General features: G+C 66.3%; 23 protein-coding genes. All 23 read left to right on the plus strand.

Annotated features, from left to right (window positions below):
* Positions 1 to 136 precede the first annotated feature (136 nt).
* The 23 genes from NYE40_RS01625 to NYE40_RS01735 all read left to right on the plus strand — a co-directional run bounded on the left by NYE40_RS01625 (position 137) and on the right by NYE40_RS01735 (position 23,771).
* The gene (locus NYE40_RS01625) at positions 137 to 1,696 is read left to right on the plus strand and encodes a TIGR02677 family protein (protein WP_339279211.1); all 1,560 of its coding nucleotides are present in this window, start codon (positions 137 to 139) and stop codon (positions 1,694 to 1,696) included.
* Complete coding sequence (locus tag NYE40_RS01630; protein WP_101808377.1) at positions 1,693 to 2,898, plus strand: TIGR02678 family protein; 1,206 nt, start codon at positions 1,693 to 1,695, stop codon at positions 2,896 to 2,898. Before NYE40_RS01625 ends, NYE40_RS01630 begins: the two co-directional genes overlap by 4 nt.
* Positions 2,895 to 7,103, plus strand: coding sequence for a TIGR02680 family protein (locus NYE40_RS01635; protein ID WP_339279212.1), 4,209 nt, complete (start codon positions 2,895 to 2,897; stop codon positions 7,101 to 7,103). Before NYE40_RS01630 ends, NYE40_RS01635 begins: the two co-directional genes overlap by 4 nt.
* Entirely contained in the window at positions 7,100 to 8,596 is a 1,497-nt protein-coding gene (locus NYE40_RS01640) for a TIGR02679 domain-containing protein (protein ID WP_101808379.1), read from the plus strand. The genes NYE40_RS01635 and NYE40_RS01640 overlap by 4 nt, the downstream gene beginning before the upstream one ends.
* A gap of 63 nt (positions 8,597 to 8,659) precedes the next feature.
* Positions 8,660 to 9,526: a DUF5808 domain-containing protein gene (locus NYE40_RS01645; RefSeq protein WP_240479034.1), complete on the plus strand. Its 867-nt coding sequence runs from the start codon at positions 8,660 to 8,662 to the stop codon at positions 9,524 to 9,526.
* 252 nt (positions 9,527 to 9,778) lie between these two features.
* On the plus strand, positions 9,779 to 12,145 hold the full coding sequence (locus NYE40_RS01650; RefSeq protein ID WP_028599324.1) for a hypothetical protein: 2,367 nt from the start codon (positions 9,779 to 9,781) through the stop codon (positions 12,143 to 12,145).
* Between the two features lie 17 nt (positions 12,146 to 12,162).
* On the plus strand, positions 12,163 to 13,581 hold the full coding sequence (mpaD, locus tag NYE40_RS01655) for a daptide-type RiPP biosynthesis aminotransferase (protein ID WP_127464376.1): 1,419 nt from the start codon (positions 12,163 to 12,165) through the stop codon (positions 13,579 to 13,581).
* 8 nt (positions 13,582 to 13,589) lie between these two features.
* Positions 13,590 to 13,721: a hypothetical protein gene (locus tag NYE40_RS01660; protein WP_255309618.1), complete on the plus strand. Its 132-nt coding sequence runs from the start codon at positions 13,590 to 13,592 to the stop codon at positions 13,719 to 13,721.
* A gap of 164 nt (positions 13,722 to 13,885) precedes the next feature.
* Complete coding sequence (locus NYE40_RS01665; RefSeq protein WP_304363381.1) at positions 13,886 to 13,996, plus strand: daptide-type RiPP; 111 nt, start codon at positions 13,886 to 13,888, stop codon at positions 13,994 to 13,996.
* A gap of 45 nt (positions 13,997 to 14,041) precedes the next feature.
* Positions 14,042 to 14,161: a daptide-type RiPP gene (locus NYE40_RS01670; RefSeq protein WP_304363382.1), complete on the plus strand. Its 120-nt coding sequence runs from the start codon at positions 14,042 to 14,044 to the stop codon at positions 14,159 to 14,161.
* A gap of 45 nt (positions 14,162 to 14,206) precedes the next feature.
* A complete protein-coding gene (locus tag NYE40_RS01675) occupies positions 14,207 to 14,323 on the plus strand; it encodes a daptide-type RiPP (protein ID WP_304363383.1) in 117 nt (38 codons plus the stop codon).
* A gap of 41 nt (positions 14,324 to 14,364) precedes the next feature.
* Complete coding sequence (locus NYE40_RS01680; RefSeq protein ID WP_164820112.1) at positions 14,365 to 14,502, plus strand: daptide-type RiPP; 138 nt, start codon at positions 14,365 to 14,367, stop codon at positions 14,500 to 14,502.
* Between the two features lie 38 nt (positions 14,503 to 14,540).
* Positions 14,541 to 14,666 carry a daptide-type RiPP gene (locus tag NYE40_RS01685; protein WP_255309619.1) on the plus strand — a complete coding sequence of 42 codons (126 nt, stop codon included), beginning with the start codon at positions 14,541 to 14,543 and terminating at the stop codon, positions 14,664 to 14,666.
* A 39-nt stretch (positions 14,667 to 14,705) separates the two neighbouring features.
* Positions 14,706 to 14,843 (plus strand): daptide-type RiPP, encoded by a 138-nt coding sequence (locus NYE40_RS01690; protein WP_164820113.1) that lies wholly within the window; start codon positions 14,706 to 14,708, stop codon positions 14,841 to 14,843.
* 197 nt (positions 14,844 to 15,040) lie between these two features.
* Positions 15,041 to 16,246, plus strand: a complete 1,206-nt coding sequence (gene mpaP, locus NYE40_RS01695; protein ID WP_339279213.1) for a daptide biosynthesis intramembrane metalloprotease — start codon at positions 15,041 to 15,043, stop codon at positions 16,244 to 16,246.
* 33 nt (positions 16,247 to 16,279) lie between these two features.
* Complete coding sequence (locus tag NYE40_RS01700; RefSeq protein ID WP_028599326.1) at positions 16,280 to 17,176, plus strand: ATP-binding cassette domain-containing protein; 897 nt, start codon at positions 16,280 to 16,282, stop codon at positions 17,174 to 17,176.
* Positions 17,173 to 18,414: an ABC transporter permease gene (locus NYE40_RS01705; RefSeq protein ID WP_153782600.1), complete on the plus strand. Its 1,242-nt coding sequence runs from the start codon at positions 17,173 to 17,175 to the stop codon at positions 18,412 to 18,414. The genes NYE40_RS01700 and NYE40_RS01705 overlap by 4 nt, the downstream gene beginning before the upstream one ends.
* 12 nt (positions 18,415 to 18,426) lie before the next feature.
* Positions 18,427 to 19,275, plus strand: coding sequence for an SDR family oxidoreductase (locus tag NYE40_RS01710; RefSeq protein WP_153782601.1), 849 nt, complete (start codon positions 18,427 to 18,429; stop codon positions 19,273 to 19,275).
* A gap of 334 nt (positions 19,276 to 19,609) precedes the next feature.
* The gene (mpaM, locus tag NYE40_RS01715; protein ID WP_153782602.1) at positions 19,610 to 20,434 is read left to right on the plus strand and encodes a daptide-type RiPP biosynthesis methyltransferase; all 825 of its coding nucleotides are present in this window, start codon (positions 19,610 to 19,612) and stop codon (positions 20,432 to 20,434) included.
* On the plus strand, positions 20,431 to 21,021 hold the full coding sequence (locus NYE40_RS01720) for a TOMM precursor leader peptide-binding protein (protein ID WP_028599328.1): 591 nt from the start codon (positions 20,431 to 20,433) through the stop codon (positions 21,019 to 21,021). The genes mpaM and NYE40_RS01720 overlap by 4 nt, the downstream gene beginning before the upstream one ends.
* A complete protein-coding gene (locus NYE40_RS01725) occupies positions 21,018 to 22,397 on the plus strand; it encodes a YcaO-like family protein (RefSeq protein ID WP_028599329.1) in 1,380 nt (459 codons plus the stop codon). The genes NYE40_RS01720 and NYE40_RS01725 overlap by 4 nt, the downstream gene beginning before the upstream one ends.
* Before the next feature lie 70 nt (positions 22,398 to 22,467).
* Positions 22,468 to 23,238: a hypothetical protein gene (locus NYE40_RS01730; protein WP_043111465.1), complete on the plus strand. Its 771-nt coding sequence runs from the start codon at positions 22,468 to 22,470 to the stop codon at positions 23,236 to 23,238.
* Positions 23,235 to 23,771, plus strand: coding sequence for a GntR family transcriptional regulator (locus tag NYE40_RS01735; RefSeq protein WP_052333334.1), 537 nt, complete (start codon positions 23,235 to 23,237; stop codon positions 23,769 to 23,771). Before NYE40_RS01730 ends, NYE40_RS01735 begins: the two co-directional genes overlap by 4 nt.
* Positions 23,772 to 23,951 lie beyond the last annotated feature (180 nt).

Here is a 23,951-nt window from a genome sequence, read left to right on the forward strand (position 1 = left end):
GAGTGCTGTTTTTGCTAGGATATCCAACCGACACAAGACGCTCAGATGGCCTCTTTCCTTTCTTCTCCAACGTTTCCGGCTTGTCAGAGCTTCCATCTATCTCCTATGATTGAAGAAGCATGGAAGAACGGAGGAAATGTCCGTGAAAGAGGACTCGCTGAGTGCGCAAACGCTGCGGGGCATACCGGAGCTGAAGTACGTGAACGCCGACAATGTTGTGCGTTATCGCGCGATCATGCGCTTTTTTTATTTGGAATACAAGCGGCTGCGCTACTGGCTGAGGCCGGAAGAGATTTTCGACGCCATGTCCGCCGCGAGCCTTTGGCCTGGCTATACGCTGGAGATGTGCCAGCAGGATCTGGAGCAGCTGGCGCAGTGGCAGAACCTGACGTCGCGGCATGAAGGCGGCCGTTCGTCGACGTTGGAGGAATACTTGAAGAAAAAGCTGCAGTATTGCTTGCGGCCGTACTCCATCGAGATCGAGCGCATGCTCGAATCGCTGGAGAAGGTGACCGGCTACGGCGGATCGCTGGAGGCGAGCCTGTTCGACACGATTGCCGAAAAGCTGTTCGCGATCCGCCTCGATGCGGTCGAGCTGGAGCCGGAGGCCGCTTTGCAGCTATGGAAGTCGCTGTACGAATCGTTCGTCAAGCTGCATGAAAATGCCGCCGACTACATGGCCAGCCTGCACACCGCAAAAGCCGAGGAAATGATGGTGACGGACGCCTTCCTGCTGTTCAAGGAGAAGCTGACCGACTATCTTCAGCATTTCGTACAGGCGCTGCAGCGCAGCTCCTACTCGATTGAAGGACATCTGCTCCAGATTCGCGAGCCGGTCATGGAGCTGTTCCTGGAGCGGGTCGCGGCAGGCGAGCTGAACCGTCCCCGGCTGGAGGACGGACCAGACAAGGAGGAACTGCTGGAGGAGCTGCGCCAGGGCTGGGGCAATATCCGGCGCTGGTTCCTTGGCAGCGGCTCCGCGGCGAGCGAGCTGACGATGCTGGAACGGGCGACGAAGGATGCCATCGCCCGCATCGTGCGCAGCGCCATCCGCATCCAGGAGCGCAAGCGCTCCGGGATGAGCCGCAAAAAGGAGCTGGAGCATCTCGCGAGCTGGTTCGCCCGCCTGGAGTCCATCGAGGACGCCCATCGGCTCGGCGCGCATGCGTTCGGCTTGTTCCGCACGCGCCATCTGCAGGGCGAGGATCTCCGCACGACGGACCGCTCCGATCAATCTTCCTGGGAGGAGCAGTCGATGCTGCGCCGGCTGCGTTCCCGCAGCCGCAAGCGCTCCGAGCGCTCCGTGTCGGATTCGGTAACGGATCATGGGGCGCGCAAGCAGCGGGAGCGGGAAGCTTATCAGGCGAGGCAGGCGGAAGAGAGGCGCGGCATCGAACGGATGCTGCGGCTGAAAGAGCTGTCGATCTCCGAGCTGGGGCCGGTGACGGCCCAGGAGCGGATCCGCTTGCTGCAATGGATCGGCCGCTGCATGACGGCAGGAACGAGGCGCAGCTTCGTCACGGCGGAAGGGGTGCGCATCACGCTCCAGAAGCCGGAGCATGGTGAGCGGGCGCTGCTGCAGGCGGAGGATGGAGAGCTCGAAATGGCGGATTATCGGCTGAGCTTCCAGCTGACCGAGGCCGCTTCAAGTGAGCTGGAGCTGGCCGAGAGAGAAGAAGAGGAGGCGAGGCGATGAATCGCGGAGCGGCACGCCGCGCAGCCAAGCGAGAGCGCAGCGCGGAGCAGCTGGCCGAGCGCAAGCAGGAATGCGCGCAGGCTCTGCTCAACCGGCCGTGGGTGTCCAAGGAAGAGGACGCCGAGCTTTATTATGCGGTCAAGGATCATTACGAGGAGCTGAGAGGCTGGTTCATGGACAAGGCGGGCTTGCCGCTGCTGCTGACGCGGACGATGGCCAAGCTGGATAAGGCTCCGGTCGGCGCGCAGCCCTGGATGGGATTCGAGGAGTTCCGCGAGCCGCAGGACTATGTCTTTTTCACCTACGGCCTCTGGTACCTGGAGTCCAAGACGGAGCTCGACCAGTTCCTGCTGTCCGAGATGGTGGAGCAGATCCGCGAGCAGATGATCGCCGGAGGCATGGATGCGGACTGGCGAGTCTACTCGCATCGGCTCTCGATGGCGCGCGCGCTCAAAAAGCTGCGCGTGCTCGGCGTGCTGCTCGGCGTAGACGGCGACGAATCGCTATGGGCGCAGAACGAGGAGCGCAACGTGCTGTATGAATGCTCCCCTGCCGCCCGGTATGTGCTGCGCCGGTTCCCTTGGGACCTGACGGATGCCCGGGAGCTGCGGCAGCTCGAGGATCCGGTCGCGTACGCGGATACGGCCGATGGACAGAACGGACGCATCCGGCACCGGGTGTTCCGCCGGCTGCTGATGGAGCCGCTGGTCGAGGATCGGGACTGGAGCGAGGAGGAGCTGAAGTACGTGCAAGGTCAGCGACGCGCGATTTTGGACCAGCTTGAGAAGACGCTCGGCTGGAACGGACGGCGCTATCGCGAAGGCATGGCCTTTTTCCACCCTGGCCTCACCTCGGAAAGCGAGCTGTTCCCGACGCAAGCCGCCGTCTCCGATCTCGCGCTGCTCGTGTCCGGAGAGCTGCGGCGCCTGAAGGACGAAGGAAGCCTCGAGCCGCAGCCGGATGGGGCGATCCGCTTGACGATGTCCGAGCTGGAGACGATGCTGCTTCGCCTGCGCAAGCAGCATGGAAAGTACTGGAGCAAGGAATGGAGGGAGGATCTGTCCAGCAGCGAGCTGGCCGCCCTGTGCCTGGACCATCTGAAGTCTTGGGGGCTGGCGGAGCGCACGGCGGCAGGAGAGGTCCGAATATCGGCTATCCTTGGGCGATGGCAGGCCGAATATGGGGAGGAGGAGCGGGAATGAGCATCGAAGCGCGTCGGGAAGAACGGGTGGAAGAGCAGGAGGACGACGGAAGAGAAAGCAGTTTTCGAGCGGCGGAGGCCGCGGCGGCGCCGTCCTCGGCCCGCTGGCAGATGAACCGGGTCGGCATCCTGAACTTCTGGTATTACGACGAGGAAGAGTTCCAGCTGGAAAATGGCCGCATCATCCTGCGCGGAGCGAACGGCTCCGGCAAGTCGGTCACGATGCAAAGCTTCCTGCCGCTCGTGCTGGACGGCGACAAGCGGGCTCATCGGCTCGATCCGTTCGGATCGAGGGACCGCCGGATCGAGTATTATTTGCTCGGCGAAGAAGAGAGCGGGTCGGTCAAGACCGACTCGACCGGATACTTGTGGATGGAGTTCAAGCACGGCGAGACCGGCTTGCATCGCACGATCGGCATCGGGCTGAGAGCGCGGCGCGGCGGAGCGCAGGTGCAGTTCTGGGGGTTCGCGATCACCGACGGCAGGCGGATCGGACGCGATCTCTGGCTGTATGACCGTCCGGCCTGGCTGCAGGACAAGATCAAGACGCCGCTCGACCGCAAGGAGCTGGAGAAGCTCATCGGCGCAGGCGGGCAGGTCGTCCACGACCAGAAAGCCTATCAGGATCTCGTCAACAAGCAGCTGTTCGGCTTCCCGGACAGCGACGCGTTCCAGGATTTGCTGCAGCTGATGATCCAGATGCGCAGTCCGAAGCTGTCCAAGGACTTCAAGCCGTCCGCCATCTACCAGATCCTGCATCAGGCGCTGCCGCCTCTGCTCGAGGACGATCTGCGCCCGCTGTCCGAAGTGCTGGAGGACATGGACCAGATCACGGATCGGCTGGACGAGCTGCGCCGGCACCGGGCGAGCGTGGACAAGCTGCAGCAGCGGTATGATTTCTACAACAAGCATCAGCTGCTGGAGCGGTCGGACCGCTATCGCGCCGCGGCGGCGGAGCTGGAGCAGGCGCTGGCCAAGGTGCGGACATGTCAGCAGGAGCTGGACGCCGCCGGGCAGGATCGGGAGGCGGCGGAGTCGAGGCTGGCCGCGCTGCAGGATCAGGTCCGCACGCTGAACGCGGAGCGCGAGCTGCTGGGCCGGCATGAAGCGATCGGCAAGCAGCAGGAGTACGAGAAGGCGCAGGAGATGCTGGAGGATCTGGAGCGCCAGCTGGCTCGGGCCAGGGAGTCGCTGCGCAAGGCAGGAGCCCGGGAGGACCAGCTGCGGCGCGAGCAGGAGGCGCGGCAAGCGGATCTGCAGCGGCTCGGCGGAGGGCAGCTAGAGCTGCTGGATGAGCTCGAGGCGCTGGCCGGCGAGTTGGAGTTCCAGGAGCATGCGGTCTATCACCGCTATTGGATGCCGGATGTTCCGGCCGGGGATGCATGGCGCGAGCCTTGGCGCCGGGATCTGAGGCAGCATCGTCAGCGCATCGAGCAGGCGCTTGCCCGGGCGGTCCAGGAGCGGGAAGCCGGAGCGGCCGCCAGGGATCGGGAGATCGAGCTGGGCGAAGCGAGCCGCAGCCGTGACGAAGCGGAGCGGATTCGGGGAGATCGCGGACGGAAGCTCGACGAGGCCAGGGAAGAGCTGAGAAACGAGCTGGCGATCTGGGCCGGCCGGCTGCAGGTTCTCCCGTTCGACGAGGCGTCGCTGCGGGCGGCGCTGGAAGCCGTCAGCGAGTACAGCGAGGAAAGCAGCTCGCTGGAGCCGCTGCGCGCGCCGCTGGCCGCCGCCTATGACGGGGAGCGCGAGCGTCTCGTCTCGGCGCGGCTGGAGCTGGAGAGGGAAAGCCGCCAGCTGGCCGCAGATCGCGAGCAGCTGGTCATGGAGAAGCGGCGCTGGGAGCAGAGCCGGGAGCCGGAGCCGCCTCGCAGCGAAGCGCGCAGCCGCTTTAGGTCCCGGCTGGCGGGCGAGATCGCCGGAGCTCCGCTTTATGCAGCTTGCGACTTTGCCTCGGGCCTGACGGAAGAGGCGCGGGCACGCATCGAGGAAGCGCTGGAAAAAAGCGGGCTGCTCGATGCCTGGATCGCGCCGGACGGGCGGATCGAAGCGGCGGCTGCCGGCGAGGAAGAGAGCTGGCTGGCTCCGGTTCCGTACGAGTTCGGCTATACGCTGGCCGATGTGCTGGTCGCGGATCCGCCGGAGGGCAGCGGTCTGAGCGCCGAGCGGATTCGGCAGGTGCTGCGCAGCTTCCTGTGGGACGAGAGCGGCGCGGCGGGCGACGGCGATTGGGGAGGCGCGATCGGAGCCGACGGCTCGTATCGTCTCGGTCCGTTGTCCGGGCGGTCCGCCGTGAAGGAGCGGGCCGAATATATCGGCCGGGAGACGCGCAAGCGGACGAGGCTGCTGGAGATCGCCCGCCTCCAGCAGGAGATCTCGGAGCTGGACGGACAGCTTGCGGCTGCGGCGGCAAGGCTGGCAGCCGCGGCGGAGGCCGAGAGCAGGCTGGCGCAGGAGCGCGACGCCTACCCGTCTCCATCCATGATGGAAGCGGCGCGCAAGGAGCTGGAGGCAGCGGGGCATCGGCTGGCGGCAGCGCTGCATCAGGAGCAGCGGGCGCTCGAGCGGTTCAAGGCCAAGGCGGAGGAGTGGCATCGGCTGCAGCGGGAGCTCGCCGAAGCGACGGCAGACTGGAGCCGGCTGAAGCGGGAGCCCGAGCTAGCCGCGGCGCTGCGCTCGGCAGCGGACTACGAGGCGCAGCTGTCCGAGCTTGCCTCGCTCTGGAAAGAGCATGAGGGAACGGCGCGCGCGTTGGAACGCCTGTCCGAGGAGATCGCCTCCGCTGGACAGGAACGGGAGGATCTGCTGCAGCTCGAAGACGAGCTCGATCTCCGCCGCCGCGACCAGCAGGCGCAGACCGATGCGCTGAAGAGGCTGATCGAGGAGCTGGGGCTGGCCGATGTGTCCAGGCGGCTGGAGGAGCTGCGCCAGCAGCTGCAAGCGCTGTTCCGGTCCGTACGCGACGAGGAGGCGGCCGTGGATCGGGCCAAGGGCGAAGCGGCGCGCGCGGATGCCCGGCTGGTCCTGCTGCGGGAGCAGCAGCAGGAGCGCGAGCATGCGGCTAGGCAGACGAGCGGGCAGCTGGAGCAGGAGATGGAGCTCGGGCTCGCCGGAGACTGGAAATCGCAGCTGCATCAGGCGCGCGCTGCCGGCAAGCCTGCGCTCGGACGGCTGGCGGCGGAGGTGAGGAGCGAGTACGCCGGGCTGTTCGAGAACCGCAACGTCGACAACATTACGAATCGCCTGCTGGAAGAGATGTCGGCGGCGCGGACGCAGCTGACCGATTATGTGCTGGAGCTGGCTGTCGACGAGCGAAGCGGCCGATTCATGGTCTGGTCGATGCGCAACCCGCAGCAGCCGCTCGCTCCGCAGCGTCTGCTGCAGGAGCTGGAGGAGCTGGAGGCGGAGCAGGACGCGCTGCTCAGCGAGAAGGATCGCGTGCTGTTCGAGGACATCATCCTGTCCAGCGTCGGCAAGGCGATCCGCCAGCGCATCCATCGGGCCGAGCAATGGGTGCGCGAGATGAACCGCCTCATGGAAGCGCGCGAGACTTCCAGCGGCCTCAGGCTGCGCCTGGAATGGGGGCCGAAAAGCGCCGCTACGGAGGAGCAGCTCGACGTCCATGATCTGGTCGAGCTGCTCAAGCGCGATTCGCAGCGGCTGCGGGAGGATGAGATCGAAGCGATGATCCGCCACTTCCGGGAGCAGATCCGCCTGGCCAAGGAAACGGCTCAGAACGAGCAGGAATCGCTGCGGCTGCATCTTTACCGCATCCTCGATTACCGGAACTGGTTCGAGTTCGGACTGAAGTCCAAAAAAGGAACCCAAGCCGCCTATCGCCCGCTGACCGATGCCCGATTCAACGTCCTGAGCGGCGGAGAAAAAGCGATGGCGATGTACATCCCGCTGTTTGCGGCAGCCTGGTCGCGCTATTCGGATGCCCGTGAGGATGCGCCGAGGCTCATTTCACTGGACGAGGCTTTCGCCGGCGTCGACGAGGAGAACATGCGCGACATGTTCAAGCTGCTGACGGATATGGGCTTCGACTTCATGATGACCTCGCAGGTGCTGTGGGGCTGCTACGATACGGTTCCGCAGCTGGCGATCTATGAGATTTCCCGTCCGAAGGATGTCGACTTCGTCACGTTGTTCCACTATCGATGGAACGGCAAGCGCAGGACGTATGTCGAGGCGGATGAGCCGTCGTGACGCAAGGACAGGCCGAACAAGAGGCGAGGGCGTATTTCCTGCGGCCCGGCATGAATCGATTGCTGCAGGCGATCTGGAAGCGGTACGAGGGCCTGGGGCGGATCGGCGGCAAGGCGGTCGTGCCGAAGCTGAGGCCGGAAGAGTGCGAAGCGCTGAATGGATTCTTCGGAACGTATTACAGGCCGGGGGAAAAAGCCGAAATCAGCCTGAGTGAGATGGAGCTCGAGCTTCGCCGCTCCGTGTTTGAATGCGGCCTGGAAGAGCTTTATCAGCGTCTTTACGGAGAGCCTTTGCTTAGCCGTTCAGATAGGAAACGGATGAGCCAGCAAAATTGGCAGGCTCTGTTCACCGCGGCTGAGCGCCGGCTGTATGCAGAAGGCTTGCTGCCCCCGCCTTTCGTCGAGGAATGGTGGCTCATGCTGAGAAGCGGGAAAGGGATGGGCTATCGAACGTTGAAAGAACTGTGGGACCGGGGAGAAGCGGAGGCTTCGGAAGCGCTGCTGCACGCCACGCTGGCATGGTGCCGATTAAGCGGCGAGGAGGAGCGAGGGGCGAGGCGGCCGATCCGAAAGCCCGTGCTGGCGGCGGAAGTGTCGGGCAACCCGCATGCGCTCGATCGGGATCAGCCGGCCGGCCGCCTGTTTTTCCAGGCCCTGCTGTCGATGCCGGCTCCAAGCGGCCATTCAGAGAGGGCAGCTCGCGAGGCGGATCAGGCTTCACTTGTCGTTAGGGAAGGGGCGGAGGACTCGACTCTGGAAGCTGCGGATAGGCAGGAAGAACCCCCGCTCGAGCGGATGGTTCGCGAGGCCGCCAAAGGGTTGGATACGCTGGCCGCGCGCGAAGTCTACCGAAGCTGGGGAGTGCTCGACGACGACTTCTCGTCCTACGTCCATCTGTATAGGCAAGGATCAGATCCGTCAGCCCAGTCGGGCCATCATGCCGTTTGGACGCTGGCTCATGTAGAAGAAGCGAGAATCCTTCCGCTCGTCTCGGAGCTGTTCGTGGTGGAGAATCCGGCCGTTTATGCCGCCTTGATCGATGAGCGTAGGAACGGAGCCGTCATCGGGAACGCAGGGGCGAGGAGCGGCAGTCCGCTGCTGCTCTGTACGAGCGGGCCGGCAAGCGCTGCCGCGCTGCGGCTGATGGACCGGCTCGTGGAGTCCGGCAGGCTGAGCGGCATGATCCGCTACTCCGGCGATTATGATGGGAAAGGAATCGTCATGGCCAATGTGCTCTGCCGACGGTATCGGGAGCGCTTCCGGCCCTGGCGTTTCGATCGCGAGACGTATGCGGATTCGCTTGCGCAAGGGAAGCTGGCTGCCCGCGGCCTCCATTTTTCGCCGGAAGAGTGCCGGCAGCTTTCCAAATTGCGGGCAGAGTGGCAGCCGGATCTGACCGCCAGGCTGCTGCAATCGAAGAGGAAGCTGTTTCAGGAAGAGCTGCTCGATCTGCTCGTCTCGGATTGGATGGAGGCATTCAACCCGAATGCATGACAATGAAAGGAGAGAGGGTCTATCGTCGCCTTTCTGATCATCCTGTCGGTCGTTGTCGTCATCGTGTACGCCTCGATGCTGGGCACCTATCTCCCGCAGGCCGCCTATCGCCATGGCATGCGGTTCGCGGTGGCGCTTCCTCCGGAAGCGGCGTCGCATCCCGAGCTGGAGGCGGCGAGCGCCCGCTTCCGGCGCGAGATGAAGACCGCCGCGCTCGGCATGGCGCTGGCGCTGATCCCGCTCTACGCGCTCTATGACTGGATTGCCTTCCAGTCCCTCTACTTCGTGGCTTGGCTGCTCGCCTTCGTCCTGCTGCTCGTCCGGCCGTTCCGCCGCGCGTTCCGGACGACGTTGGCGCTCAAGCGCCGCGAAGGCTGGTCCGCTCCGACGGCAAGGCCCGGCAAGCCGGAGGAAGAGGACGAATGGTGGGCGAACGGGTTCACCTATCATAATCCGCATGATTCGGCCGTATTCGTCGCCAAGCGGGTCGGCATCGGGATGACGGTGAACTCGGCGTCGCGCGGCGGCAAGTGGTTCCTCGGCGTGACGCTGGGGCTCGCAGCGGCGGTGCTCGGCCTCGCCTGCGCCCTGCTGCTCGTGTCCGAGCTCGTCTCGCCGAAGCTGGAGCTGGCGGAGAAGCAGGTGCGCATCGACTATCCGCTGCACTCCGCCTCCTTTGACCTCGGCGAGGTCGCCGAGCTGAGCCTGACGGACGAGATTCCGCGAGGAGCCAAGCTCAGCGGGGAAGCGACGGGCAAGGTGCTGAGAGGCAGCTTCCGGCTGAGGGAGCTCGGCAAGGCGCAGCTGTTCGTCTATCGCGACCGCCCGCCGTACATCCGCTTTCGGCTGGATGGCCGCTATGTGTACTACAATGAAGAGGATCCCGCGCGGACGCGGGAGCTGTACGAGCGGCTGCAGGGCAGCCGCTGATCCAGGCTCGCGCCGCCGCAATTCCCGCAGCGGCGGCAGCGCCGCCTCCGCAAAGCCGCAAACCCGCGCCATGGCGCGGGTTTGCGGCTTTTTTTCGGTTCTTTTCCGCAAGCCGTTTGTGGAATGACGAAGCCTCGTTTTCGGTGTGAAATGGAAAAAGATCGCTTATAGTGAAATCAAGGGAAACAACGACAGCACGAACCGGAAGCGGGCAACGGAACGAAGAGACGACGAGGGCGAGGAGGAGACGGCATGCAGGGATTTTCATTCGGAAGCGGATTGACGCTGGTCCATCTGGAGGCGAGCTCGCCGAGGCTGTTCGCAGCGACGGACCAGCTGGACTGCCGGTACGTGAGGGCCTACTTCAGGCAGCAGGGCACGCCGACGGCGCAGTACATCCAGGCCAGCCTGGCCGGATTGTACGAGACGGCCGAGGATCTGCTCTCGCTCGGCAACGATGCCGTCGCCTTCCACGTCACTCCGGCCTCCTACCGTCTCTGCCGGGAGCTGAGCGGGACGCTCGGAGCCCTGGACGGCTCGCTCCGGATCTTCTGGTTCGGCGAATGGGCGGCCGAGCTGCCGGACGGCTCGCTGCCGGACGCGGTGGAGCGGCTCGTCCGCTCGGAGCCCGAACGCGTCCTGCACCGGCTGCTGGAGCCGGACGCGCCGAGCGAGGAAGCGGACGAGGCCGACGCGCTCGATGCCATCGCCGGGGTATGGGAGGATGCGGCGTCCATGCGGCAGGCTCCGCTGCTGGCGGTCAAGGCGGCGGATCGCCTCGGAGGCGATGCGGCCCCGGGCGGCATCCGGCTGCATTCGCCGGAGCGGCTGCTCCGCGACATTCGGCTCGCGGCCGCCGCTTCCCGCCAGATGCGGCCGGAGCTGCAGCTGCTCGGCTACGAGGCGGCGACTGCCGACGAGGCGCGGGAGGCCGCTGTCGCCGAAGCGCTGGAGGCGTGCCGAGCAAGCGCGACCTGGTCGGCGGAGCTGACGCTGGAGCGCTGGCGGAGAGGCGGCGCCGCCCGCCTCGCGGAGCTGGGCGCCAGCACGCTGACGCTGCGGCTGCCGGACAGCTTGGCCGAGGCGGAGCCTTTTCTGGCCGACATGCTGCGGGAGCTGAGGATCGCCTACCCGGACCTGCGGCTGCGCATCGTGCTGGAGACAGCGCCTGGCAGCACGGAGTCGGGGGCGCGGCGGGTCGCCGGGCAGCTCAGACAGTGCCTGGACGAAGGACTGCTCGCCCGGGATGCGATCGCTGCTGCCGTCCCGGCTGCCGCCGGCGCGCAAGCCCGCACGCTGCTGCCGTCTCCGCTGGAGGAGCTGGCGCGCGAGCGATTCGGCTCCAGCCCGGAGACGGCGCTTGTGAACGGCTTTCTCGCCTTCATGACCGGGCACTATCCGGCCCATGTCCTCGGGGGCGGCGCGAAGCATATCGGCGTCGGCGAGGACGGCTGGAGGCCCGAGACGATTCGACGCATAGGCGAGCACTCCGCCCTCAACAGCGCCGTCTTCTTCGAACAAAACCAAGCATGCGGGGAAGAAAACTCGAATTCTGTCGAGCCCCCGATCTTCTATGACCAGGACGGCAAGTGGAAGCGGCTCGACCGCCGCTTCGATCAGGCGAGCAGCGAGGCGGAGCGCGAGGGAACCTATCTCTCCAACGCCAACCGGCTGGAACGCTTGGGCGGCGGCCGCTGGCAGCTTCAGCTGAACGACTTCCTGCTGGCCGAGCCGATCTCGCTGCTGCGCCAGCGCTACGAGGAAGCCGCAGCCGAGGAAGGCGCCGATGCTTCTGCGGACTTCCGGCTGCTGGACATCCGCAGCGAGCGCGACCTCGACCGGTTCCTGGAGGACGTCGACGCGTTCAGCCGCACGGGACGCTTCGCGCATGGCTACGAGGTCCAGTCGTACGTAACGGACAGCTGCCGCTGGTCGGCGGCGGGCGCCTGCTCGGCCCGCAAGCTGCCGAGGCTGTTCGCGGACGGGGAGGGCGATGTCGCCGCCTGCCGGGGCTGCGCGCCGATCGGCCATCTGGACGATACGCCCGACCAGCTGCTCATGCAGGCCGCGGTGCTGTCCGATCAGGAGCAGCTGCTGCGCGGATGCGCTTCCTGCGAGATTCGATCGACCTGCTCCCAGTGCGCGTTCCTGCCGTCCTACATGACGGCGGCGCAGTACTGCTCCATCCGCCGCAAGCATGTCATGCTGCATCGCTACATGCAGGTGGTCCAGCTCGTCAAGGGACTCCGCCGCCATACGCAGGCGCTGTCCGCGCTGGACGCCGAGACGCTGCTCGTCTCGCTGCCGACCTGCACGCATTACTACCCGCTGGCCGGAGGCGCCGAGCGTCCCTCGCTCGTCAGCGAGGCGGTCTTTCTCCTGACGACGGACGGCACGCCGGTGCTCTACCAGGCTGTCAGCCAAAAGGTGCTCAAGCTGAGCGAGCCGATGGCGCTGCTGCTCGAAGGGCTCATGGTCGGCGCGACCGAAGCCGAGCTGGCCGGCGCGCTGCAAGCGGCGTACGGCACGGAGCCGTCCTACGCGGCGGCCGCCGTCAGCCAGGCGATCGAGCTGTTCAGCCGCCAAGGCTGCCTCAATCTGCCCGCACGGGCATCGTGAACGAAAGGAGATCCGCTATGCTGACACCTGCACCTGCACCTGCATCTGCGCCCGAGTCTGCGCCGGCGCCTGCATCCGTCCCTGCGCCGGGAAGCGCCGCCGCTCCGGTGGCTCCGCTGCCGCCGCCCGGCTACCCGATCGTCCATCCGCTCAAGGATGTCCGTCTGGGCGAAGCCTTCCCCTCCTTCGCGGCCGGCGAGGGCATCTACGTCCAGGACACGAACGGCAAGACGTACATCGACGGCATCAGCGGGCTCTGGAACGTCTCGCTCGGCTATCGGCATCCCGGCATCCGCCAGGCGATCGTCGACCAGCTCGACCGGCTGCCTTATGTCAACCCTGTCGACGGAGCGAACCCGACGACGCTCGCCTTTGCCGAGACGCTGCTGCGCCTGACGCCGCCGGCGCTGGCCAAGGTCGCGTACACCTGCACCGGCTCGGAGTCGGTGGAGCTGGCAATCAAGCTCATCCGCAAGTTCCATCAGCTGTCGGGCCGTCCGGAACGCACGCTCATCGCGGTGCTCGACAAGTCCTATCACGGCACGTACTACGGCTCGATGAGCGCGAGCGGCATCGACCAGGAGATCTCGGAGAGCTACGGCCCCCGAGTGCCCGGCTTCCGGTTCCATCCGGTGCCGCTCGGCGACGACGGCAAGCCCGCCGTGCTGGAGGGCGAGCTGCTGGAGCGCCGGCTGGCGGAGCTGGAGCGGCTGTTCGAGGAAGAGGAGGGCCGCCTCGGCGGCATCATCCTCGAGCCGATCATCGGCTCGGGCGGCATCCTGCCGCTGCCGGACCGCTACCTGCGGCGGGTCCGCGAGCTGTGCGACCGCTCCGGCGCGCTGCTCGCCTTCGACGAGGTGGCGACGGGCATGGGACGCACGGGACGCATGTTCGCCTTCGAGCACAGCGGCGCGGCGCCGGACATCCTCTGCCTGTCGAAGGGCATCAACAGCGGCTATCTGCCGCTCGGCGCGACGCTGTTCAGCGACGCGATCTACCAGGCGTTCGCCCGGGCCGGATCGCATATCGAGCATCTGTCGACGCAGAACGGCAATCCGATCGCCTGCGCCGCCGGCCTCGCGACTGTTGAGGCGCTGGAGCGGCCCGGCCTGCTGGCGGAGGTGACCCGCAAGGGCGAGCTGCTCCGCCGCCTGCTGGAGGAAGCGCTGGCTGCGAATCCGATGTTCCTCGAGACGCGGGGCAAAGGGCTCATGATCGGCGTCGCCCTGACCTCGGACCGCTCGGCCCGGGCGCTGCTCGATCCGGACCGCTTGCGGGAGGTCGTCGCCCGGCTGAGGCAGCGCGGCCTGCTCGTCTACCCGATCCACACGCCCGGCGTGACGACCGGCTTCCACCTGTTCCCTCCGCTGATCATCGAGGACGGCGAGATCCGCAAGATCGTCCAGATCGTCGCCCGCTCGCTGGGAGGGAGGTGAGAGCGAGCATGAGTCCGGCCAAGCATGACCTGGCCTCGCCGCTGGAGCTGACTCCGGCCGAGCCGGAGCCGGAGGCCGCCGTCATCTCCCGGCTGCGGGCCTGCCTGCACCGCATCGGCAGCTTCCTTTCCTTCCGCTGACCCTTTTCGCAACGGCGACATTCCGCTCAGGAGGTGATGACCGTGATGGCAATCTGGCCGCTTCCGTTCCCGAAGCTTCCGATCCCGCTTCCGTTCCCGATCGACCCGATCATCCTGTTCTAATCGCTCCCGCTCCGCCCATTCCCTTTCAGGAGGTGAGATCCATGAACGAAATCTCCCTGCAGCTCGAAGAGCTGGAAGCCGTCGCGGCTCCAGGCTGGCAAGATACTGTCGTCATCATCGCCATCGGACTCGGCATCGCGGCCCTCACCTAGTTCCGATTCCCGCATAGCGATATTCCTTGAGAGGAGGTGAAATCCATGAAAAACCTGTCCCTGCAGCTCGAAGAGCTCGAGGCGGTCGCCGCTCCGGTCGATTGGGGCGATGTCGCGATCGGCATCGGCATCGGCATCGGCATCGGCGCCATCGCCTTCACGTAATCCGCGTTTCCCTGCATCCGACATTACGCCAAGGAGGTGAAATCCATGAAAAACCTGTCCCTGCAGCTCGAGGAGCTGGAAGCTGTTTCCGCTCCGGACTGGAAAGACGTTGCCGTCGGCATCGGTATCGGCATCGGCATCGGCGCGATCGCCTTCACGTAATCCATTTATCCCATCCACTTTCATCCAAGGAGGAATGATCCATGAATCCATCCCTGAACCTGCATATGGAACTGCTCGAGGACGTATCCGCTCCGGGCAGCGGCAAGGACTTTGTCGAAGGCGTAGCGGTCGGCCTGGGCGCCGTCGCGGCTGTCACGGCGATCATCGCCTTCACGTAAGAGCGACCCCGTACCTTTTCGGAAAGGAGGCCAAAACCATGAACCAAGCTCTGTCCCTCCAACTGGAGGAAATGGAAAGCATCGCAGCACCGGGCGACGGCGCGTACATCGCCGGCGTAGCGGTAGGCGTCGCGATCGGCATCGGCATCATCGCCTTCACGTAATCGAAGCTTTACTTAACCCTATCCAAGGAGGAATCATCCATGAACCAATCGCTGAACCTGCACATGGAGCTGCTGGAGGACGTATCCGCTCCGGGCAGCGGCAAAGATTTCGTCGAAGGCGTAGCGGTCGGCCTGGGCGCCGTCGCAGCCGTCACGGCCATCATCGCCTTCACCTAAGAACCGCTTCGGACGAACAATCGCCCGCAAGACCCGGCTGAGCCTCTCAGCCGCTTCAGATGGGAGACTCTCTCCCCGCCCGGACGATGGAGCCGGGCGGGGGAGTCCTCCCCATGACGAGCATCGCCGCATTATTTTTTTCCTGGATTAACGATGAAGCCTGACCCGGACATTATCCACGATTCGAGGTGAACGAGATGTCGACCGCATCAGCCTTAGCCTTCGATATCCATGAGATCGAAAACAACCTATTCCTGGTTCAACATAAATCGAGCCGCAAGTTCATCCGCATGGGGCCGCGCGAGACGGAGTACCTGCAGTTCCTCGCCGCCGTCCCCGCCGCCGCCGCGGACCCGCCGCAGGGCGAAGCGGCCGCCCAAGCCGCCCCGGCCTACGCCGGCAGCCTGACGGAGGAGGAGCGGGCCTATCTCGCCGCCAAATTCGGCGAATGGGGCTTCCTCGACCCGGCCTTGCCGGAGGAGGAGGCGGCCGGAGCCCGCAAGTGGCGCTTCAACTGGCGCATCGACGACCTGACGACGATCAAGTTTTTCTCCGTCGATCCCGACGCCTGGCTGGACCGGCGGCTGCCGCTCATCCGCCTGCTGCTCCACCCGGCGGCAATCGCCGCCTACGGGCTCGTCATGCTCGGCGCGTTCGCGCTGCTGCTGTCGCAGCCGCAGCTGACCGTCGGCCTCGACCCGTACGGCCTCGGCTGGGGCCAGTACGCGGCGATCTACGCGATGATCGTCCTGACGACGGTCATCCACGAGCTCGGCCACGGCATGACGTGCAAATATTACGGCGGGCGCGTGAAGCAGATGGGCGCGATGCTGTTCTACTTCAGCCCGGCGATGTTCTGCGACGTGAGCGACACGTATACGTTCCGGCGCCGGCGGCATAAGCTGGCCGTGCTGGCGGCGGGCGTGTTCAGCCAGTGGCTGCTCTCCTCGCTCGCCATCCTCGCCTACGGCGCGCTCCAAGCGGCCGGAGCGCAGCCGTCGGAGCTGCTGCTGTACTACGCCTTCGCCAACCTCGGCATGAGCGTGCTCAACCTGCTGCCGCTCGTCAAGCTCGACGGCTACTGGATGCTGAGCCACGGCCTCGGCATCGCCAACCTGCGCGCCAAGGCGTTCCGCTCCCTGTGGAGCCTGCTGCGGCTGACGAAATTCCGCGGGGAGGCTGCCCAAAGCGGCGCCAGCCGCCGGGAGCGCGCGATCCTGCTCGCCTACGGCGCGGCGGCGACGGCGTTCACTCCTTGCTTCTGGCTGTGGGGCATCCTGCAGGTGCAGCAGCGGCTGCAAGCCTGGATCGGCGCCTTCAGCTTCCTCGTGACCGCCTGCATCGCGGTCGTCATGCTCTATCATATGGGCAAGTTTTTCCGGACGATGAGACAGCCGGCCTGACCGGCTCCAAACCAAGACAAGGTGGGATATGAGATGGGACTGGAAATCAATCATCTGATCAAGCGCTACGGAGGGAAGACGGTGCTGCACGGCATCTCGCTCGAGGCTCGCACCGGCCAGGCGTTCGGCCTGCTCGGCGGCAACGGGGCGGGCAAGACGACGACGATCCGCTCCGTCCTCGGCCTGGTCGAGTACGAGTCCGGCTCCATCACGTGGGACGGCAAGCCGATCAAGGACAACCGCCCGAGCATCGGCTATTTGCCGGAGGAGCGCGGCCTGTATCCGAAGGAGAAGGTCAGCGAGCAGCTCGTCTACTTCGCCATGCTGGAAGGGCTCTCCCGGCCGGCGGCGGTCAAGGCGATGCGCGGCTGGCTGGAGCGGCTCGGCATCGCCGAGCATGAGGGCAAGCGCGTCGAGCAGCTGTCCAAGGGCAATCAGCAAAAGGTGCAGATCATCTCGTCGCTCATCCACGATCCCGAGCTGGTCATCCTCGACGAGCCGTTCAGCGGCCTCGACCCGGTCAACTCCGACATGCTGGCCGCCGTCGTGCAGGACCAGCTGAAGCTCGGCAAGACGATGATCTTCTCCAGCCACCAGATGGGCCAGGTCGAGCGGTTCTGCGACCAGGTGTGCATCCTGAAGCGCGGCGAGATGACGGTCTCCGGCAAGCTCGCCGACATCAAGCGCTCCTACGGCCGCACGAGCCTGCTGCTGCGCAGCGAGCAGGACCTGACCCCGCATCTGGCGACGTTCGGCGTGCGGCCGGTCGAGGAGTCGCTCCACGAGTGGCAGGTCAAGGTCGACAGCGAGGAGCAGGCCCACGGCCTCATGCAGTCGATGGCGGGCGCGGGCGTGAAGCTGCTCAAGTTCGAGATCAAGGAGCCGACGCTCCATGAAATCTTCATTGAAAAGGTAGGCGAAGGAGCATGAAGCAGTTCGGCCTCGTATTCCAGTATTCGTTCCGGGAGCGTCTCCGCTCCAAAGCGTTCACGCTGACGATCTACATCGCAGCGGTGCTGCTGGCGGCGCTCATCTTCCTCCCCAAGCTGCTGCAATCGGACAGCGAATCGGTGGACGGCACGATCGCCGTCGTCAACAAGACGGACCTGGCGGTCACGTCGGAAAGCCTCCAGCAGGGCGTATCGCCCTCCTACGCCTGGAAGCTGATCGAGCCGTCCGGAGAAGCCGAAGCCCGCGCGCAGCTGGCCAAGGACGACGACAGCCTGCTCGGCCTGGCGGCGATCGAGGAGAAGGACGGCAAGCCGGTGCTCTCGCTTACGGTCAACAAGCTCGACGACGCGCCTTACGCCGAAGCGCTCGGCACCTACCTGCAAGGGGCGTACACGGCGAGCGAGCTCGCCAAGCTGACGCTGGACCCGGCGCAGAAGGAGCGCGTGACCGCGGCCCTGCAGCTCGACGTGCAGGAGCTGAAGGCGGGCAGCAAGTCCATGTTCTCCATGTACATGCCGATTTACTTGATCAGCTTCATGCTCTATCTGCTGCTCTACATGTGCGGAGGCAGCGTGGCTACCTCCGTCTCGGTCGAGAAGAGCTCGCGCGTCAAAGAGATCCTCATCACCAAGGTGAAGCCGGAGCAGCTGCTGTTCGGCAAGGTGCTCGGCGTCGGCCTCGCCGGCCTGCTGCAGTTCGTCCTGATCCTCGGCATCGGCTACGGCATGATCCTCGCCTCCGGCTCGGGCAGCGGGCTCAGCCTGTTCGGCTTCACGGTCGACTTCTCGATGCTGGATGCCAAGACGATGGTCCTGCTCGTGATGTTCTTCATCCTCGGCTACTTCTTCTACGCGGCGCTGTTCGCCGCCTGCGGCTCGCTCGTCAGCCGCAGCGAGGAGGTCAACGCCGTGACCTTGCCGGTCTCGCTCCTCATGATGGGCGGCTTCGTGGTCGCGCTGCTCTCGCTCGGCTCCCCGGAAGGCAGCCTCGCCGTCGTCAGCTCCTACATCCCGTTCGCGACGCCGTTCGCGATGTTCGTCCGGATCGGCATGTCCGACCCGTCCTGGATGGAGATTCTCGTGCCGACGCTCATCCTGCTTGCCTCCTCCGTCCTCGCCTGCTGGATTTCCGCCAAGGTCTATCAGGTCGGCGTGCTGCTCTACGGGCAAAAGCCGACGCCGAAGCTGATCTACAAAGCGCTTCGGTCGACGATGTAAGGAGGGGCGCACATGGCGATAGACATCACCAGGGAGACGCCGGCCGCCCGTCCCGTCCCGATCCCACCCCCGGCCGTCCGGGGGGAGGATGCGGCGGCCCGGCCGCTGCTCGGCCAGTGGGCGATGGTGACCGGAGCCGGGCGCGGCATCGGCGAGGAGATCGCGCGGCAGTTCGCCGCCTCCGGCGCGTCGCTCGTCCTGACCGAGCTGCCGGATCGCTTGCCGCTGCTGGAGGAGAGCGCCGCCGCGCTGCGGCGGGAGCATGGCGTGCAGGCGAGCTGCCTGCCGCTCGACCTGCGCCGATTCGAGCAGATCGAGGAGGCGGCGGCGCGCATCGGCGGCGAGGTTGAAGCGGGCGTGGACTACCTCGTCAACAACGCCGGCGTCAACCTGCTGCAGCCGGCGCTTTCGCTCACGCAGGAGGAATGGGACTTTGTCGTGGACATCAACCTCAAGGGCACGTTTTTCCTGACCCGCGAGGTGGCCAAGGCGATGGTCCGCAAGAAGCGCGGCTCGATCGTCATGATCGCCTCGCAGCACGGCGTCGTCGCCAACGAGAACCGCGCTCCCTACTGCGCCAGCAAGGCCGGACTCATCCATCTGTCCAAGGCGCTCGCGGTCGAATGGGCCAAATACGGCATCCGCGTCAACACGGTGTCGCCGACGTTCGTGCTGACCGAGGCGAGCGAGCCGCATCTGACCGACCCGCAGTTCCTGCGGGCCAACCTGCCCAAGCTGCCGCTGCGCAGGTTCGCGACGCCGGAGGACATCGCCCGCTCGGCGCTGTTCCTGGCGACGGACGCGGCCGGCATGATCACCGGGCACAATCTCGTCGTCGACGGCGGCTGGACCGCCATCTGACGGCGGCAGCGCCTGAGGCGGCTGCCCGACCGGGAGTTCCGTTTCGAGGGTCCGCCACGCATAAGCAGCACCGCAAGCCGGATACCCGGCGAAGCGCATCCATAAGCAGCACCCGAGCCGGATACCCGGCGAAGAGCATCCATAAGCAGCGCCGAGAGCCGGATACCCGGCGGTCAGACGGCGGCGCAGCGCCCGGCCGGATACCCGGCCCGATCAAGCATCGTCCGCAGCGGAGCCGGTTCCCGGGCCTTGGCGCCCGGCGGCTTCCGCGAGGGCGGACGGCGCTTCAAAGCGGCACTTATCCCTATCCATTCGACGCGAGGAGGCGGTTGCGATGTATTTCGGCGTATTCAAGGACCTGAGGAATTTGGGGCTGCCCGGCAGCCAGGATTTCGACCTGTATGAAGGGTACTATTCCGAGTTCTACGAGGCGGTGGCGGGCCGCACGGACTATGACATCCCGCTGCTGCTGGAGCAGGCGGCGGCCCTTGCGGGCGACGGCAAGGTGCTGGAGCTGGCCTGCGGCTCGGGCCGCGTCCTGATGCATCTGGCCAATCGCGGCTTCCAGACGGTCGGCCTCGACCTGTCGGAGGATATGCTCAAGCTGTGCCGTCGCAAGAGCGAGCAGCTGCCGCCGCGCCTGAAGAACCGCATCGAAGTGCGCCAAGGCGACATGACGAGCTTCGAGCTCGGCGAGAAGTTCCCGCTCATCATCCTGTCGGCGACGAGCATCAGCCTGCTGCGCCAGCAGGCCGACCTGGAGCGCATGCTGCAGACGGTGGAGCGCCATCTGGCGGACGGCGGACGGTTCGTCTTCGACTACGTGCTGTCCAACGACATCCACAACAGCCAGCTGCGCGGCGGCCGCGTCAACGGCGTCACGCTCGATCTCGGTCCCGACCACAAGCAGTTCGTGCTCATGGGCGAGGAGGAGAATCTGGACGATCAGAGCGCGGTCATGAATTTTTACGCCGAGGTCATCCAGGGGGACCAGACGAAGCGCTATTTCGGCTCCACGTTCAAAAAATTCTTCCCCGAGCCGGACATCTACGCCAGCATCGAAGCTTCCGGCCTGCGCATCGTGGACACCCGCACGTACAGCGTCGAGGGCGACGGCAACGTGCGCTGCCTGATTCTGGAGAAGGAGGGCGCCCGATGAACGCCTTCGTCACCCTTCTGGGCGGATGGGGAGAGAGCGGCGAGGCCGAGCCGATCGCCGCCGCCCTGCGCGGCCTCGGCGTCGAAGCGCGCGCCGCGTCGGCGTTCGGCGAGATCGATCCCGGCAGCGACCTCGTGCTCGTGCTCCAGGCGGAGCGCCAGGGCGCCGCGTTCAACGCCTACGCCCTGGAGCATGGGCTGACGTGGCTGCCGGTCGCGTTCTCGCATACGGTCGGCCGGCTCGGACCGATCGTCGTCCCCGGCGAGACGGCCTGCTACGAATGCCTGGAGCTGCGCGGACGCGCGAACGGCGTGCCGCCGCTTGCGCCGAAGCCGAGCCGGTTCGATCCGAGCTGGTCGATGGTGGCGTCGCTGGCCGTCATGGAGACGGTCAAATGGCTGTCCCGCTCCACGAACAGCTTCGCGCCGCTGTCGCTCGGCCATCAGGTCGAGTTCGACGCCTTTCACCTGCAGGGCGAGGTGAACCCGGTGTACCGGCTGCCCACCTGCCCGTCCTGCGGGCTGCGCCATCAGGCGCGGCTCGCGGCCCAGCCGTGGACCGAGGCCGGGCTGGTGCATCGGCCATGAGCCGCCAGCTGATCCGCCGCTGGAGCGGCGCGGCGGCGGCGTCCCCAAGCGTCGCCAGCCGGCCGCTCGGCCTTGCCCTCGGCCTGACGGAGCCGCTGGCGCGGGCGATCAGCCCGCAGGGCGGCATGGTGCGCAGGCTGATGAGCCTCAGCACCGATCCCGGCGATCCGGCGCTGTTCCTCAGCCTCGCCGCTCCGGCCGATCCGAAGGCGTTCGGCGGCCGCCAGCACGGGCTGATCGACCGGTTCGCCAGCGGCATGGGCTTCACGCTGCAGGAAGCGAACGTCTCGGCGGTCGCCGAAGCGGTCGAGCGCTACTGCGCCGCTTACGTCATGCCGGACCGCACCGTGTTCGCCTCGTGGAGCGAGCTGCGGGCGGAGGCGCTGCATCCGCGCGAGCTGCCGCTGTACACGCCGGAGCAGCACGCGGCCTGGCAGTTCCCCTACCAGCCGTTCACGGAACAGGCGCGCATCCGCTGGGTGCCGGCCGTATCGCTCGCGACCGGCCGCGAGAAGCTTGTGCCCGCCGCGATCGCGTGGGACTCCTATGTGCCGCAGAGCGACGACGAAGCGGCGATCTGCTTCGGCCTGATGACCGGATCGGCCGCCGGCTCGACGCTCGAGCAGGCGATGATCGGCGGGCTGCTGGAAATCGTCGAGCGCGACGCGTTCATGATGATGTGGTACAACATGGCCTCGCTGCCGCGGCTCGACATCCGGGATCATCCGCTGGCGCGGCCGTTCCGCGAGCTGCTCGACGAGAGCCGCTTCGAGCTGTCGATCGTGGACACGACCGGCGACACCGGCATTCCGTCGTCGTTCGGCCTGCTCCGGACGAACGACGGCCGCGTCAGCTTCGGCGGCTCGGCGCGTCTGTCCATGGAGGAGGCAGTCGTCAAGACGCTGATGGAGATCAGCCAGCTGTTCATCGGCAACAAGGCGCAGATCTACGCCGAGGGACTGCCGTCGCTGCTGCCGCATCAAATTACCGACTACGGCCTGCGGCTTCCGTATTACGAGCAGCCGTTCGCCCATGAGGAGCTGGCCTTCACGGCGGCCTCGCCGCTGCTGCGTCCGGTGCCGCCGGCTCCGGCCGTCGCTTCCGCCTCCGAGGCGGAGCGGCTCGCCTATCTCGTCGAAGCCCTGCAGGCGCGCGGCCTGGAGCCGCTCTGCGTCGACGTCACGACCGACGACGTGCGCGAGCTCGGGCTGCATGTCGTCAAGATGATCGTGCCCGGCACGATCCAGCTGCCGCGCAGCGAGCGCGAGCGGCTGATCGCCAGCCGCCGCATCTACGACGTGCCGGTGGAGCTCGGCTGGCGCAGCTCGCCGATCGCTCCTTCCGAGCTGAACGTCAGCCCGCATCCTTTTCCTTGATTGGCCTCGACCGGCGGCCTCGCGCCTCCCGCGCCTCGGCCGCACCATCAACCCATAAGGGCGTGATTCCATGCAATCCAAGTTCATCGACTGGCGCGCCGACGCGCTCGCCGGCGAAGATTCTCTGTCCCTGACGTATCACCTCAACTCCAGCCATTATCCCCAGCTCGAGGTGCTCACCCGCTCCCGGATGAAAATGCTGCGCAAGCTGTTCGCGCAGATGAACGCTCCCGCCACGCCCGCCAAGCGGTATTTCTCCGCGCCGCATTCCCGGCTGGCGGACGATCCGGAGGCGGAGGCAGAGGGCGGCCTGAACGACCATCCCGCGCTGCGCCGGCTGCTGGTCCGCCTGCGCCGCCAGCAGCCGCAGACGGCTCCGTTCGCGGACTTCGGTCCGCTCGAGGAGCTCGGCGGGGCGGCGCTCGACTCGCCGGAGCTGTACATCCTCTCGCGCAGCTTGGCGACGAAGCGGCTGGAGCTGTTCTACTTTCATCCGCACGGCGACTGCCTGCAGGAGCTCGGCGCTCCGGACGAGGAGCGCTGCTCCGCGCTGTTCGATCCGGCGGTGAATGCCGGTCCGCTGCAGGGCGCGATTTTCGTCGCCGCCAACCTGCATCGGTCGCTGCAGCTGTTCGGCGAGCGCGGCTACCGGCTGAGCCTGCTCGAAGGGGGCCGCATCACGGAAAGGCTGGCCGCCTGCTCGGCCGGCAGCGGGCTCAGGCTGCAGCCGGTGCTCGGCTTTTACGACAGCCGCGTGCATCAGCTGCTCGGGCTTGACGGCCAGTACGAGGTCGCGCTGAGCTGCCTGCTGCTGCAGGCCGAGCCGGAGGCTTCCCGATGACAGACCGCACCGAGCCGCTCCCCCTTCTCCCGGGGGAGCTGCCGCTGCGCGTCTCGCCGGATAGCGCGCAGCCGCTATACGCCCAGCTGGAGGCTCAGCTGCGCGAGCTGATCCACAGCGGGGCGCTGCCGGAGGATATGCAGCTGCCCAGCTTGCGGGATCTCGCCTCGAAATTGGGCTGCAGCCTCATCACTGTTCGCCGCGTCTACCTGGATCTGGAGCGGGAAGGGCTGCTGACGATCTCCAAAGGCATCGGCACCTTCGTCTGCCGCAGCGGCTCGGAGCGCTCCGCGCGGCGGTCATGGTCGCGGGCGCTCGTGCAGGAGTCGTTCCGCAGCGCGGTCGCGACCGGCTCGAAGTATGGCCTGAAGCCGGACGAGATGCGGCTGCTGCTCGAGGAGCAGCTCGAGAGATGCGCCTCGGGACCTGCGCCGGATCCGGGACCTGCGGGCGGCTCGGGCGGAGGCCAGCCGCGTGACGAGCGCCCGCTCGGCCCGCGTCCCCGCGACGGCGAGCCGAGCGGCGGTCCGTAAGCGTCCCGGATGCAGAAAGCGGTTCCCGCGCCGGCGCAGGCGGGACTTTTCGGAGGCCGCGTGGAATGGCCTTGCGGTCCTATCCAGCCGTTTCCTTGCCTGCAGGCAAGGAAACGGCTTTTTTCGGCTGTCCGCTCCCAGGGATTGAAGGATATGGATAATTTTCTGTGGAATAAGTCA

The sequence above is a fragment of the Paenibacillus sp. FSL W8-1187 genome, from assembly GCF_037965485.1.
Classification (GTDB): domain Bacteria; phylum Bacillota; class Bacilli; order Paenibacillales; family Paenibacillaceae; genus Paenibacillus_O; species Paenibacillus_O pasadenensis.

What these genes read in the sequence shown, in the direction of transcription:
- NYE40_RS01630 (WP_101808377.1), top strand. Translation starts at nt 1,693, where the DNA reads ATGAATCGCGGAGCGGCACGCCGCGCAGCCAAGCGAGAGCGCAGCGCG.
- NYE40_RS01690 (WP_164820113.1), top strand. Translation starts at nt 14,706, where the DNA reads ATGAACCAATCGCTGAACCTGCACATGGAGCTGCTGGAGGACGTATCC.
- NYE40_RS01735 (WP_052333334.1), top strand. Translation starts at nt 23,235, where the DNA reads ATGACAGACCGCACCGAGCCGCTCCCCCTTCTCCCGGGGGAGCTGCCG.
- NYE40_RS01730 (WP_043111465.1), top strand. Translation starts at nt 22,468, where the DNA reads ATGCAATCCAAGTTCATCGACTGGCGCGCCGACGCGCTCGCCGGCGAA.
- NYE40_RS01705 (WP_153782600.1), top strand. Translation starts at nt 17,173, where the DNA reads ATGAAGCAGTTCGGCCTCGTATTCCAGTATTCGTTCCGGGAGCGTCTC.
- mpaD (WP_127464376.1), top strand. Translation starts at nt 12,163, where the DNA reads ATGCTGACACCTGCACCTGCACCTGCATCTGCGCCCGAGTCTGCGCCG.
- NYE40_RS01625 (WP_339279211.1), top strand. Translation starts at nt 137, where the DNA reads ATGTCCGTGAAAGAGGACTCGCTGAGTGCGCAAACGCTGCGGGGCATA.
- NYE40_RS01635 (WP_339279212.1), top strand. Translation starts at nt 2,895, where the DNA reads ATGAGCATCGAAGCGCGTCGGGAAGAACGGGTGGAAGAGCAGGAGGAC.
- NYE40_RS01670 (WP_304363382.1), top strand. Translation starts at nt 14,042, where the DNA reads ATGAAAAACCTGTCCCTGCAGCTCGAAGAGCTCGAGGCGGTCGCCGCT.
- NYE40_RS01700 (WP_028599326.1), top strand. Translation starts at nt 16,280, where the DNA reads ATGGGACTGGAAATCAATCATCTGATCAAGCGCTACGGAGGGAAGACG.
- NYE40_RS01675 (WP_304363383.1), top strand. Translation starts at nt 14,207, where the DNA reads ATGAAAAACCTGTCCCTGCAGCTCGAGGAGCTGGAAGCTGTTTCCGCT.
- mpaM (WP_153782602.1), top strand. Translation starts at nt 19,610, where the DNA reads ATGTATTTCGGCGTATTCAAGGACCTGAGGAATTTGGGGCTGCCCGGC.
- NYE40_RS01710 (WP_153782601.1), top strand. Translation starts at nt 18,427, where the DNA reads ATGGCGATAGACATCACCAGGGAGACGCCGGCCGCCCGTCCCGTCCCG.
- mpaP (WP_339279213.1), top strand. Translation starts at nt 15,041, where the DNA reads ATGTCGACCGCATCAGCCTTAGCCTTCGATATCCATGAGATCGAAAAC.
- NYE40_RS01680 (WP_164820112.1), top strand. Translation starts at nt 14,365, where the DNA reads ATGAATCCATCCCTGAACCTGCATATGGAACTGCTCGAGGACGTATCC.
- NYE40_RS01665 (WP_304363381.1), top strand. Translation starts at nt 13,886, where the DNA reads ATGAACGAAATCTCCCTGCAGCTCGAAGAGCTGGAAGCCGTCGCGGCT.
- NYE40_RS01650 (WP_028599324.1), top strand. Translation starts at nt 9,779, where the DNA reads ATGCAGGGATTTTCATTCGGAAGCGGATTGACGCTGGTCCATCTGGAG.
- NYE40_RS01660 (WP_255309618.1), top strand. Translation starts at nt 13,590, where the DNA reads ATGAGTCCGGCCAAGCATGACCTGGCCTCGCCGCTGGAGCTGACTCCG.
- NYE40_RS01725 (WP_028599329.1), top strand. Translation starts at nt 21,018, where the DNA reads ATGAGCCGCCAGCTGATCCGCCGCTGGAGCGGCGCGGCGGCGGCGTCC.
- NYE40_RS01685 (WP_255309619.1), top strand. Translation starts at nt 14,541, where the DNA reads ATGAACCAAGCTCTGTCCCTCCAACTGGAGGAAATGGAAAGCATCGCA.
- NYE40_RS01720 (WP_028599328.1), top strand. Translation starts at nt 20,431, where the DNA reads ATGAACGCCTTCGTCACCCTTCTGGGCGGATGGGGAGAGAGCGGCGAG.